Raw genomic sequence first — 18,692 nt, forward strand, 5'->3', positions numbered from 1 at the left:
CGATCGGGTCTTCGTCGATGGCTTCGTGGTTGCAGCATCCAGCTTGTCTTGAGCTCGGTTTCGACGCTTGGTGAGATCCTCGACCGCGTCCTCACGCGCGGTCCGGTCGCCGTAGAGCGCTAGTCCACGCTCGGCCCACCAGAGAACCGCTTGCCAGTCCTTGAGCTTCTGCTGCCGAATCGCCATCTGACGGTAGGTATCCAGATGGGGAACCGCGCCGAACTTCGCAACGAACTGCTCGCAGATCACGTCCATTTCCGAGTCGTGTTGGCGGCACGCGTCGTCGTACTCGTCGAGGGCGCCGTCGTACAGCTCGCGACACCGATACAGGCGCGCCTCGAGCTCGGCGAACTGAAAGTGGCGGTCGATCGGGTCTGGGTCCGAGGCCAGAAGCTCACGAAGCTTGGCGATGCCGGCGCGGTCACCGTCCGGGAGCTCGTAGTACCACGAGAGGTCGTAGTCGTCATCGTCGGCGTCAGCGAGCCATGCCTCGGAGAATCCTGTTCTCATGTCGCCACGGAACACGGGAGGTGGGCCGGCCTTCGACAGCCCGAAGTCCTCGGGGTCGTGGTCGAGGAACACGCCGAGCGAGCCCGTTCCGTGGCCACCACCGATCACGACGCCTTCGAGTGCGATGTAGCTTCCGCCCTCCTTCTCCATCAGCGCGAGAAGACCGGGCCGATACGCCGCGGCATCCTCGCGTGCGAGATAGCCGACGAGATGCCCGTCGATCTGGACACTGATCGCGTTCGGGTCGTGGGGGTTCGCCGTCTCTGGGTAGAGCACGGCGTTGACCGGGTGGCGCACGCGGCTTCCCGGGGGAGCGCCGACGATCCTCCACAGCGCTTCTTGTCGGTAGCTCTCCCCTACCACCTCAAGCGTCTCGTCACCGCCGTACAACCGTGCTGTCACCGAGACCGTGCGCTGGCTGGGGGTCGCGGCAGCACCGGCCCCAGAGGGCGGAAGCTGCGCGGGCGGCTCCTCGGCCCCACGCTTTCGATCACGGAGGCGGTCCAGCAGCCCCATGCCACGAGGGTAGTCACCTCTGCGTGTCCGCCATGCGGGATTGCCGCCGGCCGTAGCTCAGCTCGACAGGACGATCGCGAGCCGCTGGAGGGCGGGGGCGCGGTCCTCCATCGGGACGTCTCCCCAACCTGTTGCGCGGCGGTCCGACAGCGCCTCCTGGAGCCACCTCCAACGTCGCCGAAGCGCCTTGGGCGGGATCGGCCCGTCCGCCAAGACCATTAGGTCGTCCAGGTTCGCTGCGACGAGCAACTGGGCGGCATCGTTCAGGTGCTTGCTCCGGTCGGGCGACGCGACGAGTTCCTTCCAAGCCGTCGTCTTCGCGAAGAGCGCGCCGGTGAGGGACGGAACCCTGAGCACGACGTCACGCTCGCCGGCGAGGTCGATCCGGATCGGAGCAGCGGTCAGCAACGCCTGCTCGGCGCCGGGCGCGGCGAGCAGTTCGAAGCCGGGCCGTGGCGGCTCGACGTTCCTCGTGCGGTTCTCGGGCGCGAGCAGATCGATCGTCGTTCCGTCGCCTCGACGGTGACGAACACCGAACTCGCCGCCCATGCCCGTCTCCACCAACTCGAACGATGCTCGGCGGAGCGCCTCCGAGATCGTTGCGAGGATCGCTCGGTCGGCGCGCACATCGCCCACCACGTCGCCGTCGTCGGTCGGGCGCAGCGGCGAGCGGCCACGACTCCGCAGGATGACCTCGACCATCAAGCCACCGATCAGACACCACCGGTCGATCGGCACCTCGGCCGCCAGATCGCCGAGCGCCTCGAACACTCGCCGCGAACTCGCGGGCAGGTCACCTTCAGCGAAGGTGACGACGGGCACCGCGTCCACGAACTACCTCGCCCTGCGATCGAGTTCGTGTTCGAGCTCACGGGCTGAGCGATCGCCGGCTTCGAACACGTCGAGCCACGCCGCAGCGAGCGGCACCGCACCCGGCTCCTGCGAGCTCGCCACACCCTTTGCGTCGCTCACCACATGTACGACGACCCGCGGTACGTCCGAGACAAAGAGGTGGTGCTCAGCGATCACCGCGTCGAGGTCTCGCTCGGCCACGTAGAGGTCCGCCGGGAACTGTGGACGCACGGCAGCACTGAATCGCGCGCCGGCGTGCACGCCACCCACGAGGACACGCTGATCATCGAGGAGCTGCGACTCGAGTTCGGGTAGCACGTCCAACTCCACCCGGCGCGCCCGTCGCCGCAGCTGCCACGCACTCCTCCGCAGATCGCCAGGCGACACCTCGCCCTGCTCGACGGCGCGAAGGAACGCCCACGCACGATGCTGCGACCACGGCCGACCGCCGGCGTTCTCCGACCTTGCCCGCCGCTCCAGCTCCGACATCGGAATCAGCCAGCGCCCCGCAATCTTGTCAGCCCTCAGCTCGCCCGCTGAGATCAACGCCTGCACGCGCGACCGATCGACACCGAGCCGATCAGCGGCCTCCCGCACCGAGCAGACGTCCAACGCCATACAGAAACTATAGCAGCTCTGCTATAGTTTTCACTCCCCCAGATTCAGCAACTGCGGTCGTGCCTACGGCGTGCCTGGAACAGCCGACACCAGCCGGACACAGCGGACAACACGGGATAATCTGAACGGCGACACATCCAGCATACCGCCTGCTCACAGCACGTTTCGGCAGGTCACGGCGCTGCCCGCCGAATCAGCTTCGACCTACTTCCAAGCTGATGATGCGGGTTCGATTCCCGTCGTCCGCTCCACGTTCGCGTGAGGTTGTTGCGCACTATGTACGCACGATCCTCACGCGTTGCGTGAGAGAGCGGTTGACGCCCACCGCTGGCTCAGGTGCAGGCGTCGATCCAGTCGATCTCCAATAGGAATGGGCCGTCGATGCCGTCGGCGAGGATGACGCCGATCTCGGTGGCGAGGTCGGGTTGGAACTCCGGTGCACTGACCTGCTGGCCGAAGACGCGGGCGTCCATCTCGGTGAGTGGCACGGTCACGTCCTGCCACTCGCCGCCCTCGGCGACGATCGGTGCGTAGTGCGTCACGCGCTGCTGGCGGGTCGGTTCGTCATCGGCGAGCAGCTCGTACTCCCGCCCGTCGGTGCGGACCCGCATGACCAACTCAGTGGCGCCGACGAGCTCGCCGTCGATCGGACCGCGGACGGACGAGAATCCTCCGCCCTGCGTCACGATCGTGCCATCGAAGTACAGGATGCCGTCGGCGATCGCCCCCTCCCCGACCGACTGCCCGCCCATCACCCCGTCGTTCACGATCAGCCAGGTCGCCTCGTCGAAGTCGGTGACCCGCACGCAATCAGGAGATGACACGACGGGCGGTTCGGTGCCTGGCGGCACGGTCGCTGGCAGTGACGTCGTCGCAGGCGCAGTGGTCGAGACCGCAGGCGGTTCGGTTGGGCGTGGGGTGCTGCTCGTCGGAGCCGGCGTCGTCGCGGCTTGTGTCGCCGAGACAGGAGGCGTTGCGTCGGTCGTGGAAGGAGTGGTCGACACCTCGAGTGCGGCGTCGTCGTCAGCACCGCATGCGGCAAGGATCACGAGGCAGGCCGCGGCAGCGAAGCGAGCGTTCACACCTCTGATTACGCAACGACCGCTGCGCACAGATGCGGTGTGGTCCGAGCCCCCACCCCACCGGGAGTGGGGCCAGGCGCTCAGACCGCATCGGCGGCTGGGATCTCGGCCGTTCCAGGCGACGAGGCTCGTGACATCGTCAGGTCTGCTCGGTGGAGGTTGCCTCACGACGCGTCGAGCGTCAGGAAGGTGAAGAGCGCGATGTTGCCGGCTGCGTGAATGATCCAGGACCAGGCGACACCATTGGTGTCGAGGATGCTCTTGGCGAGCCAGACACCGCCGAATCCTGCGAAGACGACGCCGACCGGACCCGACGGGTTCGACCCGGACCAGTGAGCGAGGCCGAAGATCGCAGCGGTCATCCAGAGTGCGGACTCGGCGCCGACTGCGGGAACCAGCGTGGCGAGCGGGACGAGCCGGAAGCGAAGCTCCTCTTGGAGTGCGTTCACGGCACCGAAGACGACGCCGACGGGCAACCATGCCAGCGATCGTTCGAGCCCGGCCTGCGTCGGGCTCGTCGTGAGCGCGATCACGATCACTGCGCCCACGACGACCACGGCGACGCTCAATAGACCGATCCACATCCACGACACGCGGCGGTGCGACCACGGGATCGCGCCCTCCGCGCGGAGGTCCCCCACGGCGACGTTCAACTCGGAGCCCGAGAACGCCAGCGCGCGGGCCGCGACGAGCATCACGAGCGACGGGATGAGAATCAGCGTCGAGGCGATCGTGATCCATTGGTACTTCGGTGTCCGGTCGGTCCACTCGAAGAAGCCCGCTGCGTTCAAGATGCGGTGCAGTGTGATGTCGGCGACGAGGTATGCGATCCAGACGATGATGAACGATCGCAACGCGGACAGCGCCGGCGACCGAGGCGCGACCGCAAGCGAAGCGCCGAGCAGGAGGAGTGACGCGGTCTGTCCGTAGCCCGACGACGGGTCCTTGCCGAGTGCACTCGACGCGGCGACCGTGGGGAGTGCGATGACTGCGACGAGCGCCCATCCGATCGCGCGGCGGCTCGTGCCGTCCTCGCGAGCTTCCGACGTGCTCGGAGCGGCCACGCCGTCCGTCATAGTCGCCCGAAGACTAGTACACGAGATACTACGCTAAGGGCGTCATGGGAACACGCCGGCTGTCACCCACCTCGTACGCGCTGCTCGGGTATCTCTCGATGACACCGATGTCGGGCTACGACTTGACGGTCGCGGTCCGTAAGTCGATCGACATGTTCTGGCAGATCTCCAAGAGCCAGATCTACAAGGAGCTCCCGCTGCTCGAAGCCGATGCGCTCATCACCGGCACCGACGTTGCCCAGGACCACTATCCGGACAAGCGCGTCTACCAGCTGACACCCGCAGGGGCCGCAGCCCTCGACGACTGGCTCGCGAACGGCGAGCTGCCGCCGCCCGTCAGCAAGATCCCGGAGTTGCTCAAGCTGTTCTTCGGGCATCGGATGGACGACCGCGACATCCGCGCGATGCTGCTCGCCACTCGCAGCGACCACGTAGCCAGCGTCGCGAGGTTGGAGGAACTGATCGCACAACTCGACGACTACCCCCCGGCACGCTGGGTTCGAGCAACGGCCCGCTACGGACTCCTCGAACACCGCGCGGTCATCGAATGGGTCGACGAGACACTCCTGACGCTCGAGGCCGACGATCACCCGCAACCCGACGACACCGCCGACGCCCTCGACGTGATCCGCCGCGTGCCGCCCCGACCCCGCGACGTGATCACTCCCGACAACGACGCCTGAAGAGACGACCACCCGACTCGTGCCCCACCGACGCGGAACGACCCTCACCACGGTGGAAGCGGGTCGGGCAGCGCAGCCCACCGGTCGGGGTGCCAACGCTGCTCTTCCTCGTTCAACAGTGCGCGGTCGAGGAGCCGTTCCAGGTGAGGGCGGTTCATCTTCACGCCGATGAATGTGATCTCCTGGCGGCAGTCACCGACCTTCGGGTCCCAGATGCTGTCGACCCACTCGACCAGCTCTGGATTGTCCGGCCACTCCTCCCGGGGCAGGGTTGCCCACCAGTGGCCGAACGGCTCGATCGACAACGCGGGGCCGGCCTGCGACCACACACCCGAGACGAACAGCCGGCTGGCCAACCAGCAGGTGCCCTTCGACCTCACGACGTTCGGCAGGCCCCTCGCGAACAGCTCCGCCAAGCGTTGAGGATGGAACGGCACCCGACGGCGGTACACGAAGCTCTCGATGCCGTACTTCTCGATCTCCGGCGTGTGGAAGCCTTCGAGCTCGCGGGCCCAACCGACCGAGTGCGACGCCGCCTCGACGTCGTACGCACCGGTCCCGAGCACCGAATCGAGCGGCACGTCGGCGTGCAGTGCGCGCAGCAACGTCGCACCGGGGTTGAGGTGGCGGATCAGGCCGTCGACGCGTTCGAGGTCGCGTCGGCCCGCACGGTCGGTCTTGTTGACGATGATCACGTTGGCGAACTCGATCTGATCGATCAACAGCTGTGCGATTCGTCGTTCGTCGTCCTCGACCGCACCGATGTCCCGATCGACGAGGCGGTCACGAGTGCCGAACTCACCAAGGATCGTCTCGGCGTCGACGACGGTCACCATGGTGTCGAGCTCGGCCACATCGCCGAGCGATGTCCCGTCCTCGTCTCTGAACGCGAACGTGGTGGCCACCGGCATCGGCTCGCTGATGCCGGTGGACTCGATCACGATGTGGTCGAACCGACCCACCTTGGCCAGCCGGCTCACCTCGACCACCAGGTCGTCGCGCAGGGTGCAGCAGATGCAGCCGTTGGTCATCTCGACGAGCTGTTCGTCGACCCGCAAGACATCGGCATGGCGAACGATCCCGGCGTCGACGTTGATCTCGCTCATGTCGTTGACGATCACCGCAACACGCCGGTCCTCCCGATTGTCGAGGATCCGCTGCAGCAGCGTGGTCTTACCGGCCCCCAAGAACCCCGAGAGCACCGTCACGGGCACCTTCGGCACAGCGCCCCCTGGCCCCACGGGTCGCTGTCGGGCCGGGCGATCGGTGTCGCTCACGATCAGAGTTCGCAGGACATGTCCCACTCGGGCAGCGGGTCACGGAAACGGGCCCACTTCCTCGGGCCCTTCTCGAACTCCTTGCCCGTCACGATGCAGCGATCCAGCCGCTCACGGATCCCCGCTTCGTCCATGTCGACACCGATGAACACGAGCTCCGTCTGGCGGTCACCAACGACCGGATCCCAACGCGACTCGAGATCGGCGCGCTCCTCGTCGGACTCGAGCTCCCACTCGTCCTCGGGGGTCGCGGCGTACCACGGCGCGAGCGGTTCGAGCATGACGGACAGGCCGGCCTGGCTCCACAGCGCTTGCACGTCGGGCCGGGTGGCGAGCCAGAGGAATCCCTTGCTACGCAGCACCCCGGGCCACGCGGCCCCGAGCTCGTCGGCGAGCCGCTGCGGGTGGAAGGGCCAGCGATGCCGGTACACGAACGACGTGATGCCGTACTCCTCGGTCTCCGGCGTCGGCTCGTCGTTCAGTGCGGTGACCCAACCCGGCGCGGTGGCGGCCTCGTCCTCGTCGAACAGACCGGTGTCGAGCACGGCGTCGAGCGGCACGTCGCCTTGTTCGGCCACCACGATCCGGGCCCGAGGATTGAGCTGACGCACCACCGCCACCACCCGTTCGAGGTGGGCGGCCGAGACCAGGTCGGGTTTCGACACCACGAGCACGTCGGCGAACTCGATCTGGTCGACGAGCAGGTCGGTCACCGAGCGATCGTCCTCGTCATCACGCCCGACGCCGAGCTCGGCCAGCTCTTCGAGCACCTCGAACCGTTCGAGGAACGTCGACGCGTCCACCACGCTGACCATCGTGTCGAGCTGCGCCAGCGACGACAGGCTGGCGCCGTCGACGTCTTCGAAGATGAAGGTCGCGGCCACCGGCATCGGCTCGCTGATGCCCGTCGACTCGATCAGCAGGTAGTCGAATCGGCCCTCGCGTGCCAGACGGGCGACCTCGACCAGCAGGTCCTCGCGCAGCGTGCAGCAGATGCAGCCGTTCGACATCTCGACGAGACGCTCCTCGGTGCGGTCGAGCGCAGCCCCCTCGGCGACCAGCGAGGCGTCGATGTTGACCTCGCTCATGTCGTTGACGATCACCGCGACACGACGCCCCTCACGATTGGCGAGCACCTGATTGAGCAAGGTGGTCTTCCCCGCCCCCAGGAACCCGGACAGCACGGTCACCGGCAGTCGATCAGCCATGCGAGCAGACTATCCGATGATGAGAATGATTCTCTCTCATCATCGTGCGGGCTCGACCTTCGTGCGTGCGTCCAGTTCGCGGAGCACCGACATCACGCCTCCAGCGACAACGTCCCCGGTCGTCACACCCGCAACGGAGATCCCCCACCCGACACCCCGGCCAAGCGCTCGACGTGCCTGCCGGGTCGAACCGCTTCCTACACCGGACCCTCGTCGTCGTCGGCGCCCGTCTCGAGCAATCGTGCGAGCATCGGCATCGCTGCACCGACGTCGTTGGCTGCGGCGAGACATCGCCGCATGTCCTTGACGGGCATGCCGGTGAAGGTGATCCGCTCCTGCGGCATCGGCCACGTCTCGGACACGAAGCTGCGACCGGTGGACTGGTTGAGGAATTCCATGAATGTGTCGAGCGACATGCCCTGAGCGGCAACCATCTCGCGGACTTCCATGATGAGCCCGAAGGTCCCGATCGCCATCGCGTTGTTGCCGAGCTTCATCACCTGACCGGTGCCGACCGGTCCGCAGTGCGAGATGGTCCCCATCGGTTCCAGCACGGGGCGGCAGCGTTCGATGTCCTCGGCGGACCCGCCGATCATCAGCGTGAGCGTGCCGTCGATCGCTCCTTTCACCATGCCGCTGACGGGGCAGTCGAGCACGCTGATACCGAGCTCGGCCGCCTCGACGTCGAGCTGCTTGCAGTAGGTGGGCGACACGGTGCTCATCACGATCACGACACCCTCGGGCCTCATCGCAGCGATCGCACCGTGTGGCCCGCGCAACACCCGGTCGTTCTGAGCCTCGTCCCAGACCACGGTCATCACGACGTCGGCTGCGGCACCGACCGCTGCCGGGTCGGCGACCTCGCGCAGTCCACGCACCGCCAGCCGCTCGATCGGTTCACGGTTGCGGTGGGCACAGCTCACGACGTCGACGCCGGCAGCGAGCAGGTTGGCGGCCATGGGTTCCCCCATCGCGCCGAGACCGATGAATCCAACCGTGGTCGACGTCATGACAGTTCCTCCGTCGCTCGTCAGGTGTCGGGCCTCAGCCCATCTGGGCGAGCCGGCTCGCCAGGTCGTGGCCTCGCTGGACCGAACCGGATGTCCATTCGGGGTACTCGCGCGTGAGCTTGCTGACGTCGTCCAGCCGGGCCATGTCATCGTCGGTGAGTTCGAAGTCTGCGGCCCCAAGGTTGTCGAGCAGCTGCTCCTCTTTGCGAGCACCGACGATCACACTCGTGACGCCGGGCTTGTGGAGCAGCCACGCCAGGGAGACCTGAGCCACGGATGCGCCGTGCTGGTCTGCGATCTCACGGGCCACGTCGACGATCTCGTACCCGCGATCTTCGTCGACCGGGGGGAGCTGGACGTTCGCACGGCGACCTTCGGCGGCGGTCTCCCGGGTGTACTTGCCCGACAAGAACCCGCTCGCGAGCGGGCTCCAGACCAGGATGCCGAGGCCCAGGTCGATCGACGCCGGGATGATCTCCCGCTCGAGCTCCCGGCCGACGAGCGAGTAGTAGGCCTGCACCGAGCAGCAACGTGCGAGGCCGAGTCGCTGCGAGATGCCATCGGCCTTGGCGATCTGCCAGGCGGCGTAGTTCGACACCCCGATGTAGCGCACCTTGCCCTGTTGGACGAGCGTGTCGAGGGCGCGGAGCGTCTCCTCGAGGGGTGTGGTGTCGTCGAAGCTGTGGACCTGGTAGAGGTCGATCCAGTCAGTGCCGAGTCGCTTCAAGCTGTGCTCGCACTCGCGGATCGCCGACAGCCGGCTGCTCCCGACGGCGTTCGGGCCGGCACCCATCGGGTTGTTGAACTTCGTGGCGACGAGGACATCGTCGCGGCGAGATCCCAGGGCCTTGCCGAGCATGACCTCGGACTCGCCCATGCCGTAGATGTTGGCCGTGTCGAACAGGTTGACGCCGGCCTCGATCGACACGTCGACCATCCGGGTTGCCAGCTCCTGGCCGGTCCCGCCGATGAGCCGACCGAACATCCCGTCCTCGCGGTCGAACGTCATCGCCCCGAGCGTGAGTTGCGACACGTAGAGGCCGGTGTTGCCGAGCGGTGAGTACTTCATGGTGGTGTTCCTTCAGAGTGCGGTGCGTAGCGGATTGGCGACGTTGGGGACTTTGGCGTGGGTGCGACCTACTTCTTGGGGGTGTAGGCCGCGAGGAAGACGCGGACGGCTTCGCGGATCAGCACGTCGCGGTCGGGTTCGGGTGTGATGGGCTGACCGGCGACCAACACGGGGTAGAAGAGCGTCCCCTTGGTGAGTGCGGTGAACAGCGCCGCTGCCGTCGAGGGAGACTCCACCTCCAGGACGCCGGCGTCGTCGAGTTCGGCGAGCCATCGTTCCATGGCTCCGAAGTCGAACCCGGCCAGGAGGTTCTGAGCCCAGTCGGGCCGACGCAGCCCCTCGGCCGAGGCGGCTCGCATCAGGCCGACGGTGTCGTCCGACAGCAGCCAGTTCAGCCGGTTCCGCGACCACTCGAACATGGCCTCGCCGACCTCGTCGACGTTCTGCGCCGAGAGGAGCTCGCCGCCGTGTGACCGCGAGATCACCTCGGTGATCAGGGTCTCGAACAGCGCTTCCTTGGAACCGAAGTGTGCGTACACCGTCGGCTTGGTGACGCCGGCCTCAGCTGCGACCTCGTCCATCGACACCTGCGCGTAGCCGCCAGCGCTGAACAGCCGGCTCGCGGCCTGCAGGATCGACGCCCGGGTGCGCTCCGCACGCGGCGACGACAGCGGGACGGACGTGGTGGCTGTCATCGACATTGTCTTTACTATACGGTATAGTAAAGCTCGAAACAAGCATCCAACTGCGAGCGCGGCTCGAGCCAGGTCCAAGCCACGCCGGCACCGGACAGGAAGGAGACCCAACGTGATCGGACGACTGCTCGCCAACACGCTCGTCAAGACGGGCCCCAATGCGCCCCTCTTCGACAACCCCACCAACCACGGCCTCGACTACGAGGACGTCAGCTTCGAAGCCAGCGACGGCGTGACCCTCCGTGGCTGGCTCATCCCCGGAGATCCCCACCGGGTCATCATCCAGAGCCACTTCGGCCTCTTCTGCTGCCGAGCCGGTTACACCACAGAGGGCAAGAACTTCCTCCTGCGACCGATCCCGACCGACGTCGAGTTCCTGCGCCAAGCGAAGTACTTCCACGATACCGGCTACACGGTCCTCGCTTACGACTTCCGCAACCACGGCGAGAGCGACGAGGCCATGGACGGCTTCGTCTCGTACGGCCCCGAGGAAGCCAAGGACGTCATCGCGGCGGTCGAGTTCATCACGAGCCATCCCACCCACTGCGACGCGTCGATCGGCCTGATGAGCATCTGCATGGGCCAGGGCGCCAGCGTGTCGGCGTTCGGGCGGGCGGACGGCCTCAAGGGCCACCCGAACATCCGTTGCATGGTCTCGGTCCAGCCCCTCGACTACCAGCACTTCCTCAGTGGCATGAGCATGCCGAGCTTCGTGCAGAAGCGAGCGAACGCCTACATCGAGGCCAACACCGACTTCGACTACTACACGAACACGTGGCGGCCCGACGTCAAGAACGTCGACGTCCCCACCCTCGTCATCCAGAACCGCAACGACGGCTTCCTCGACGAGGAATTCGTCCAGGGCGTCTACGACGACCTCCAGGTGGAGAAGGACATGCTGTGGATCGAGCTCCCGAAGAAGCGAACCAGGACCGCCAACCGGATTGCGGCCTACGACTGGATCGGCACCAACCCCGAGCCGATCCTCGCCTGGTTCGACCGATTCATCGACGGTGAAAGGAGAACCACGTGATCACCGAAGAACAGACCGCCATGCTCGGCACGCTCGCCCGAGGCCTGTCGACCCCGCCCCGAACGCCCATCCTTCGCACGCCAGCGGACTACGACATGGACTACGAAGACATCTCGTTCACCACCGACGACGGCATCGAGATCTCCGGATGGTTCATCCCGGGTTCGTCGAACCGCACCGTCATCACCAACCACTTCTCCCCCGGGAACCGGTACGGCTTCGCCGGGCATCTGGAAGGACTCGACTACGCCGGCGGTTTCGAGGTCAACTTCCTCCCCCGGTACAAGGCGCTGCACGACGCCGGCTACAGCGTGCTGGCCTACGACCTCCGCAGCCACGGCGACAGCGGCGACGGCGAGGGAGCGATCTCGGGCGTCGGCTTCTACGAATGGCGAGAAGTGCTCGCATCCCTCGACTACGTCCGCAACCGCGAGGACACCGCCGGCGACGAGATCTCGCTGATGAGCATGTGCATGGGCGCGAACGCCACGTTGAACGCCATGGACAAGCAGCCCGAGGCGTTCGCCGACGTGACGTCGCTCATCGCCATCGCACCGTTGAAGGGTCGGACCACCATCGAACGCAACTGCGAGCAGATGCAGATCCCGGTCGATGAGGGCATCGAAGCGTTCGAGACGATCTACCACGAGATCACCGGCCTCCACGTCAGCGACCACGACATCATCCCGAAGGCCGCGACGATCAAGGTGCCGACCTTCTACCTCCAGGTGCGCGACGACATGAACTCACGGTGGACCGACGTGCAGGAGATGTTCGAGGCCACGCCGGTGGACGACAAGAAGATCGTCTACGTCGAAGGGACCCCGTGGCGGTTCCAGGGCTACAACTACTTCTCCGACCATCCCGACGAGATGATCGAGTGGCTCGACGCTCACTCAACGAGCGTCTAGGCCATGACGATTGTGGGACCGGCTACGACGCGATCGAAGGCGCACCCGTTCTGCTTGCGCGGGCTCGCACGCCGAAGGCGAACACCCAGATCGTGACGAGCAGGGCGAGCAGCGCTGACGCGAGCAACCATGGGACCGGACGGAGCGCTGCGACGACAAGCGCCGTCGCAGCACCGAAGCCGAGCGCGGTGACGACTGACCGGGCGACCTGCCGGTCGGGTTCGCGGTAGTCGATCGTCAGCACGATCGCGGCGAGACTGACGAGCAGCAGGGCGGTCGAGCCCCCGATCAGCCACGCGGTAGGCGCGGGAGTCCGGTCGTCGCCAGCGGGCTCGATCAGGCCGACCATGCCGGCGCCGGCGCCGGCGATCGCCGCCGCCATCGGGAGGTGCACCATCAGCCACGTGACCAACGGTGTGCGGCCGACCCGAGGAACCCGCCGGCCGGCGAAGTCGAAGTAGTTCCACCAGAACCCGAACCCGACGCTCAGCGCGAGCAAGCCGGTCACGATCGTCGTCGTGTCGCGTTCTGCCTCGGACAGACCGTCGACCACGCCGACGACCACCTCGCCGAGCACGATGATCGTGAACAGCCCGAGCCGCTCGGACAGCGACTCGGTCCCCGCGATGGCCGTCCGGGTCTCGCCCGCCATCGCCGTCTGCACCGCCGCCCCCGCGACGAACACCACGACAAGGCCCGCCCAGAGCGCAACCCGCGCATCATCATCGAGGAACGCGCTGACCACCATCAGCGCGGCGAGGAGGACCATGCCGCCGATGTAGCGACCGGTGACGCGACTCCACTCGGCGGTGTCGACGCGTCGCACGCCGTACCACTGGAGCGTGAGCACGACGAGGAGGACGGCGTAGACGATCGCGAACCCCTGCCCGTCCTCGTCGGTGGCGTGGCCGGCGTAGACCGCGAGCACGACGAGGATGAGCATCTGCACGAAGATGTAGCTCCGGCTGCGGCCGTCCTCCCGACCGTGCAACTCGTGGTAGAGGGTGCCGTTCAGCCAGGCGATCCAGATCAGCCCGAACACGATGGCGAAGTCGCCGACGCTGCTCCAGGAGGTGTGGCCGGCGAGCGTGTGGGCGATCTGGGCGATGAGGACGACGAAGACCAGGTCGTAGAACAGCTCGAGGAAGCTGACCGTGCGTTCCTCGTCGATCTCGCCGTGGCGGCGAGGCGGTTGCGAGAACCAGCGCTTGAGCGCCGGGCCGAGCGCCGTCGACTCCCCCACCCCTGGCACGCTCATGCGGCGCCGAGCCGCACACGGTCTGGTGTCAGGCCGGTCCAGTCGTGGAAGGCCCGGTAGAACGAGCTCGGATCGGCGTAGCCGAGCAGGAACGAGATCTCCCCGGTCGAGATCGTCTCGCTCGTCAGGTAGTGCCGGGCGAGGGCCTCGCGGGTCGAGGCGAGCACGGTCTGGTACGACGTGCCCTCGTCGCCCAGCCGGCGCTGGAGCGTGCGGGTGCTCATGGCCAGTGATCGGCCGACGTCGCGCATGCTCGCCTGGCCGGCTGGGAGCAGCTCGACGAGCGCGGCCCGCACCCGGTCCTCGGTCGACGCGCCCGAGTCGACTTCGGCGAGCCGCGTGCGCAGCGACGGTTCGAACTGCTCCCACATCGCCTCACTCGCGGTGAGGAACGGCCGGGCGGCGTCGGCCACGGCGAACGTGATCGCATGCCGCGTCCCCGACTCGATCGGGATGCCGAGCGAATCGATGTACGGCGCCTGGTCGGCGGGTGGTTCGGTGGTGAAGACGGCCGTCGGGCGGACGTCGTTACGGGTCCCGATCCGCGCCAGCGCCACCCAGAACAGCAGCTCGGTCAGCGCGAACGCCGGCGGTGGCTGGTCGTCCAGCCAGCGGCAGGCGATGGTCGTCGCCTCGTCGCCGACCTCGACATCGAGGCGCATCGGGCCGATCAACGGCTTGTAGGTCTGCAGCCGTCGGGCCGCCTGGTTGAGATCGGCGCTGCACAGCGCAGCGAAGATCGGCGGGCTGAACGCTTCGGCGGTCAACACCTTCGCGATGCGGAGCGGGAGGGCGGGGTCGCCCGACTCGGCCTGGAGGCCGTCCCAGAACCGGTGGTACTCCTCACTCGCCAGCGTCACCGAGGGGCGGGAGAGGAGATCGCCCGGTAGCCCGGCCCGGCGCAGCACGTTCGCGTGGCTGACGCCGAGGTCGGCGAGCAGGATCTTGATCCGCGGGTCGAGTGTGTACTTGCCGGCCGCCATGGCTCGAATCGTAGACCCCGCGCGCCGCAAACGCGATCGCGGATCACGCCAACGGCATCCCGGATCACGCCACGAGATCGTTGGCGCTGATCGTGAGCCCGTTGGCGTGATCCGTCATTGATGGCCAGCAGGTCGAGGCGTACGTTCGAATCGACGAACGACACGAAGGAGTCGACATGTCCAAGAGGATCCTCATCACGGGCGCCGGCAGCGGGTTCGGCCGCGGCGCTGCGCTGGAGCTGGCTCGTCGCGGCCACCAGGTGACCGCCGGCGTCCAGGTCGCCCCCCAAGCGACCGAGTTGATGGCCAATGCGGCCGAAGCCGGTGTCGAGATGACCGTCATGGTGCTCGACATCACCGACGAAGACGACCGCCGAGCCGCGTTCGCCCACGAGGTCGACGTGCTGATCAACAACGCCGGGATCATGGAGTCCGGCCCGGCCTCCGAGATCCCGATGGCCCGGGTGCGGAAGAACTTCGAGGTGAACGTCTTCGGAACCCTCGCCATGATCCAGGGCATCGCACCCCAGATGGTGAAGCGCGGCTCGGGCAAGATCATCAACGTCACGTCGATGGGCGGGCTCATCACCGTGCCGTTCGTCTCGATCTACACCGCCACCAAGCACGCCCTCGAATCGATCACCGAAGGCCTCAAGTTCGAGCTCGCCGGCACCGGTGTCGAGATCTGCACGATCAACCCCGGCGCCTACGGCACCGGCTTCAACGACCGCGGTGCTGAGACCATGTTCCGCTGGCTCGACCCCGCCACCAGCCTCACCCGGCCCGAGATCTTCCAGGCGTTCATGGAAGGCGGAGGCCTCGACGACCAGCTCGACCCCCAGGGCCTGATCGACGCGATGGTCGAACTCGCCGAGGAGGAAGGTTCGAAGTTCCGCAACGTCGTTCCGGCCGAGATCATCCCGTGGATCAAGGCGATCGATGAGATCACCTGGGACGCCGGACCCGACACCGTGCTGTTCCTCGACCCGGCCTCGCTCGGCTGAGCCCCACGAAGGAGCCTGACCCATGTCCCAGACCGTTCTCATCACCGGCGCATCGAGCGGCACCGGCCGCGCCACCGCCCACCGCTTCCACGACGAGGGCTGGAACGTCGTCGCCACGATGCGCAACCCCGACGCCGAGACCCAGCTCACCGCCCTCGACGACGTGCTCGTCACCCGACTCGACGTCACCGACCCGGCGTCGATCGACGCCGCCATCAGCGCCGGCATGGAGCGGTTCGGCGCTGATCCGAGCTGGATCAACCTCACCCGACTCATGGGCGGCGTCGTCACCGGCGGCCTCCGCCGCAAGGACTTCTGAGAGCAGCCCAGGAGAGATCAGCTGACGGCGCAGCCGTCGCAACGGAAGGAACCCGACAATGAGTGAAGCGAAGTGGACGACCGAGGACATTCCCGACCAGAGCGGGCGGGTGGCCGTCGTCACCGGCGCCAACACCGGCCTCGGTCTGGAGACGGCCCGGGCACTGGCCGGTCGCGGCGCCTCGGTGACGCTGGCGGTGCGCAATCTCGCGAAGGGCAATGCCGCGATCGACGACATCCGCGGCGACGTGCCCGATGCAGAGCTCGAGCTGCAAGAGCTCGACCTGGCCTCACTGGAGTCGATCCGTGACGCCACGGCCGAGATCGGACGCCGCCTCGGCCGCATCGACCTCCTGATCAACAACGCCGGCGTGATGTACACGCCGCGCCAGAAGACCGCCGACGGCTTCGAGATGCAGCTCGGGACCAACCACCTCGGGCACTTCGCGTGGACCGGGCTGTTGCTCGACCATCTGCTCGAGGTCGAGGGCTCGCGGATCGTCACCGTCAGCAGCGTCGGCCACCGGATCCGGTCTCGGATCGACTTCGACGACCTCCACGCCGAGCGCCGCTACAACCGCGTCGCCGCCTACGGACGCTCGAAGCTGGCCAACCTGCTCTTCACCTACGCGCTCCAGCGCCGGCTCGAAGCCGCCAACGCCGAGACCGTCGCTCTCGCTGCCCACCCGGGTGGCTCCGACACCGAACTCGGACGACACATGCCAGGGGGCCGACTCTTGCAGCCACTGACCCGCCTGCTCGCTCAGAGCGCTGCGATGGGTGCGCTCCCCACCTTGCGGGCGGCCACCGATCCTGCCGCCGAGGGCGGCCAGTACTACGGGCCCGACGGGTTCATGGAGTCGCGCGGCCACCCGATTCCCGTCGCCTCGAGCGACCGATCCCACGAGCTCGAAACCCAGCAGCGCCTGTGGGCCGCGTCCGAAGAGCTCACCGGCGTGACCTACCCCATCTGACAACCCCATCCCCCGGAGGAAGACACCATGCCCCGACGCAAGCTCGCTCTCGACGACGCCACTCGGTCGAAGGACCTGAGCGGCACGACCTACATCGTGACCGGCGCCAACTCGGGCGTCGGACTCGAGACCACCCGCCAGCTCGTCCGCCAGGGCGGCCACGTCGTCATGGCGTGCCGCCGCGTCGACGCCGGCCAGGGGGCCGCCGACAGCTTCGCCGGCCTGAAGGGCACCCACGAGGTGATGCGACTCGACCTCGCCGATCTGCAGTCGGTCCGCGACTTCGTCGCCGAGTTCACCGCCGAGCACCCACGCCTCGACGGCCTCGCCTGCAACGCCGGCATGGTCAACATGCGCGGCGATCTGGAACGCACCAAGGACGGCTTCGAGACGACGATCGGCGTGAGCTACTTCGGTCACTTCCTCCTCACCGAACTGCTGCTCGACAGCCTGCGCGCGACCGCACCATCACGCATGGCCATCGTGTCGTCCGTCGTCCACGCCGGCAGCCCCAAGAACCGGCCCGAGCTCGACCTCGACGATCTCAACTACGAGCGCCGCGAGTTCAACAACATGCAGGCCTACGCCGAAGCCAAGGTCGCCAACGTCCTGTATGCCACAGAGCTCGCCGAGCGACTTCACGGCACCGGCGTGTCCGCGTTCTCGGTCCACCCCGGATGGGCCCGGTCGAACTTCGGATCCGGTGGCAGCCTGCCGATGCGGATCCTCATGTCGGTGATGCGACCGTTCAGCCGGTTCGTGTCCGACAGCAACCAGGAGTCGGCCCAGACGACGCTGCACTGCCTGCTCTCCGACGACGCCCCCAACCACTCCGGCGCCTACTTCAGCCAGAGCAGCATCCTCTACCGCGACAAGCAGTGCCGAGCCGGCGGGTGGCCGATGGAGACCCCCAACCCCAACGCCCGCAACCTCGACACCGCCCGCAGACTCGTCGACCTCAGCTACGACCTCGTCGCGCTCGACAAGCCGACACCATCATTCTGAACCCTGTGGCCCACGCAGGCGTGTTGCCGGTCCGAACCGTCATGCTTCGTGGGCTTCGGCCTCTGCGAGTTCCCTGATGCCGTCGACCGTGCGCTGCATGTTCGCGGTCCACTCGCCGAGGCGGCGGGCGACGATGGCGTCTTCTCGGTCGGGCATGCGTTCGATGGCCGGCGTGAGCCCCGAGGGAGCCGGGCCCATCTCGGCGCTGAACCGCAACGTCGAACCGTGGACGTCGGGTTCGAGGTCGAAGCGCCATCGGGCGGCTTTGAAGTCGACATCGCCCACGGTCCACTCGAAGACCCGCTCATGCTCCATCGCGGTGACGGTGCAGACCACGCTCCACTCCCCGACGACCGGGTGGCGGTTGTAGCCACGGAACGTCGCTCCCAGCGCGGGGCCGTCGTCGAGCCACTCGGCCCGCTGGAACTCCTCGGAGAACCGACCGGGCAGGTTGATGTCGCACAGCAGGGGCCACACCACCGAGGCCGGCGCGTCGATGTGCACCTCCACGTTCGTCGCCGGGCCGTCCGCACACTTCACCATGCCCCGATTCCTAGCTGCTTCGCAGTTCCTTTCGCTGGCCGAGGCCAGCGAAGGATCGCCTGGTGGA

At 67.2% G+C, this 18,692-nt stretch carries 19 protein-coding genes and 2 pseudogenes; 8 read left to right on the forward strand and 13 right to left on the reverse strand.

Features of this window, described 5'->3' with window-relative positions:
- Both QNJ12_RS11800 and QNJ12_RS11805 read right to left on the reverse strand, forming a co-directional pair.
- Positions 1 to 1,026, reverse strand: a pseudogene (locus tag QNJ12_RS11800) (hypothetical protein); the annotation flags it as partial.
- Between the two features lie 57 nt (positions 1,027 to 1,083).
- On the reverse strand, positions 1,084 to 1,857 hold the full coding sequence (locus QNJ12_RS11805) for a hypothetical protein (protein WP_300622847.1): 774 nt from the start codon (positions 1,855 to 1,857) through the stop codon (positions 1,084 to 1,086).
- 144 nt (positions 1,858 to 2,001) lie between these two features.
- On the opposite strand from QNJ12_RS11805, the gene QNJ12_RS11810 reads away from it, so the two are divergent.
- Positions 2,002 to 2,193, forward strand: coding sequence for a hypothetical protein (locus QNJ12_RS11810; RefSeq protein ID WP_300622848.1), 192 nt, complete (start codon positions 2,002 to 2,004; stop codon positions 2,191 to 2,193).
- A 159-nt stretch (positions 2,194 to 2,352) separates the two neighbouring features.
- Here the strand turns inward: QNJ12_RS11810 and QNJ12_RS23740 are convergent.
- The 3 genes and pseudogenes from QNJ12_RS23740 to QNJ12_RS11820 form a co-directional block, all read right to left on the reverse strand.
- Positions 2,353 to 2,496, reverse strand: a pseudogene (locus QNJ12_RS23740) (helix-turn-helix domain-containing protein); the annotation flags it as partial.
- A gap of 332 nt (positions 2,497 to 2,828) precedes the next feature.
- Positions 2,829 to 3,302: a CIA30 family protein gene (locus QNJ12_RS11815; RefSeq protein WP_300622849.1), complete on the reverse strand. Its 474-nt coding sequence runs from the start codon at positions 3,300 to 3,302 to the stop codon at positions 2,829 to 2,831.
- A gap of 440 nt (positions 3,303 to 3,742) precedes the next feature.
- Positions 3,743 to 4,642: a CPBP family intramembrane glutamic endopeptidase gene (locus tag QNJ12_RS11820; protein ID WP_300622850.1), complete on the reverse strand. Its 900-nt coding sequence runs from the start codon at positions 4,640 to 4,642 to the stop codon at positions 3,743 to 3,745.
- Positions 4,643 to 4,698: 56 nt separating this feature from the next.
- Between QNJ12_RS11820 and QNJ12_RS11825 the strand changes: the two genes are divergently transcribed.
- Entirely contained in the window at positions 4,699 to 5,337 is a 639-nt protein-coding gene (locus QNJ12_RS11825) for a PadR family transcriptional regulator (protein WP_300622851.1), read from the forward strand.
- 44 nt (positions 5,338 to 5,381) lie between these two features.
- On the opposite strand, the gene QNJ12_RS11830 is transcribed toward QNJ12_RS11825, so the two are convergent.
- From QNJ12_RS11830 to QNJ12_RS11850, 5 genes are all read right to left on the reverse strand, one after another.
- Positions 5,382 to 6,545 carry a GTP-binding protein gene (locus tag QNJ12_RS11830; protein ID WP_300622852.1) on the reverse strand — a complete coding sequence of 388 codons (1,164 nt, stop codon included), beginning with the start codon at positions 6,543 to 6,545 and terminating at the stop codon, positions 5,382 to 5,384.
- Positions 6,546 to 6,616: 71 nt separating this feature from the next.
- Positions 6,617 to 7,822: a GTP-binding protein gene (locus QNJ12_RS11835; protein ID WP_300622853.1), complete on the reverse strand. Its 1,206-nt coding sequence runs from the start codon at positions 7,820 to 7,822 to the stop codon at positions 6,617 to 6,619.
- A gap of 197 nt (positions 7,823 to 8,019) precedes the next feature.
- Positions 8,020 to 8,982, reverse strand: a complete 963-nt coding sequence (locus QNJ12_RS11840; protein WP_367281781.1) for an NAD(P)-dependent oxidoreductase — start codon at positions 8,980 to 8,982, stop codon at positions 8,020 to 8,022.
- Complete coding sequence (locus QNJ12_RS11845) at positions 8,867 to 9,901, reverse strand: aldo/keto reductase (protein ID WP_300622855.1); 1,035 nt, start codon at positions 9,899 to 9,901, stop codon at positions 8,867 to 8,869. The genes QNJ12_RS11840 and QNJ12_RS11845 overlap by 116 nt, the downstream gene beginning before the upstream one ends.
- Positions 9,902 to 9,969: 68 nt before the next feature.
- A complete protein-coding gene (locus QNJ12_RS11850; RefSeq protein WP_300622856.1) occupies positions 9,970 to 10,602 on the reverse strand; it encodes a TetR/AcrR family transcriptional regulator in 633 nt (210 codons plus the stop codon).
- A 106-nt stretch (positions 10,603 to 10,708) separates the two neighbouring features.
- Here QNJ12_RS11850 and QNJ12_RS11855 point away from each other — a divergent pair, with 106 nt between their 5' ends.
- Positions 10,709 to 11,629 (forward strand): hypothetical protein, encoded by a 921-nt coding sequence (locus QNJ12_RS11855; RefSeq protein ID WP_300622857.1) that lies wholly within the window; start codon positions 10,709 to 10,711, stop codon positions 11,627 to 11,629.
- Entirely contained in the window at positions 11,626 to 12,540 is a 915-nt protein-coding gene (locus QNJ12_RS11860) for an alpha/beta hydrolase (protein ID WP_300622858.1), read from the forward strand. The genes QNJ12_RS11855 and QNJ12_RS11860 overlap by 4 nt, the downstream gene beginning before the upstream one ends.
- Positions 12,541 to 12,562: 22 nt before the next feature.
- Here QNJ12_RS11860 and QNJ12_RS11865 read toward each other — a convergent pair whose 3' ends face one another.
- Both QNJ12_RS11865 and QNJ12_RS11870 read right to left on the reverse strand, forming a co-directional pair.
- Positions 12,563 to 13,783 carry a low temperature requirement protein A gene (locus QNJ12_RS11865; RefSeq protein WP_300622859.1) on the reverse strand — a complete coding sequence of 407 codons (1,221 nt, stop codon included), beginning with the start codon at positions 13,781 to 13,783 and terminating at the stop codon, positions 12,563 to 12,565.
- Between the two features lie 11 nt (positions 13,784 to 13,794).
- The gene (locus tag QNJ12_RS11870; RefSeq protein ID WP_300622860.1) at positions 13,795 to 14,781 is read right to left on the reverse strand and encodes an AraC family transcriptional regulator; all 987 of its coding nucleotides are present in this window, start codon (positions 14,779 to 14,781) and stop codon (positions 13,795 to 13,797) included.
- 176 nt (positions 14,782 to 14,957) lie between these two features.
- Here QNJ12_RS11870 and QNJ12_RS11875 point away from each other — a divergent pair, with 176 nt between their 5' ends.
- The 4 genes from QNJ12_RS11875 to QNJ12_RS11890 are packed head-to-tail and all read left to right on the forward strand — an operon-like array spanning position 14,958 to position 18,082.
- The gene (locus QNJ12_RS11875; protein WP_300622861.1) at positions 14,958 to 15,785 is read left to right on the forward strand and encodes an SDR family oxidoreductase; all 828 of its coding nucleotides are present in this window, start codon (positions 14,958 to 14,960) and stop codon (positions 15,783 to 15,785) included.
- 22 nt (positions 15,786 to 15,807) lie between these two features.
- Entirely contained in the window at positions 15,808 to 16,104 is a 297-nt protein-coding gene (locus QNJ12_RS11880; protein WP_300622862.1) for an SDR family NAD(P)-dependent oxidoreductase, read from the forward strand.
- Between the two features lie 58 nt (positions 16,105 to 16,162).
- Positions 16,163 to 17,077: an SDR family NAD(P)-dependent oxidoreductase gene (locus tag QNJ12_RS11885; RefSeq protein ID WP_300622863.1), complete on the forward strand. Its 915-nt coding sequence runs from the start codon at positions 16,163 to 16,165 to the stop codon at positions 17,075 to 17,077.
- 27 nt (positions 17,078 to 17,104) lie between these two features.
- Positions 17,105 to 18,082 (forward strand): SDR family NAD(P)-dependent oxidoreductase, encoded by a 978-nt coding sequence (locus QNJ12_RS11890; protein ID WP_300622864.1) that lies wholly within the window; start codon positions 17,105 to 17,107, stop codon positions 18,080 to 18,082.
- 39 nt (positions 18,083 to 18,121) lie between these two features.
- On the opposite strand, the gene QNJ12_RS11895 is transcribed toward QNJ12_RS11890, so the two are convergent.
- Positions 18,122 to 18,625, reverse strand: coding sequence for an SRPBCC family protein (locus tag QNJ12_RS11895; RefSeq protein WP_300622865.1), 504 nt, complete (start codon positions 18,623 to 18,625; stop codon positions 18,122 to 18,124).
- Positions 18,626 to 18,692: the final 67 nt, after the last annotated feature.

Source organism: Ilumatobacter sp. (assembly GCF_030065885.1).
Taxonomy (GTDB): Bacteria; Actinomycetota; Acidimicrobiia; order Acidimicrobiales; family Ilumatobacteraceae; genus Ilumatobacter.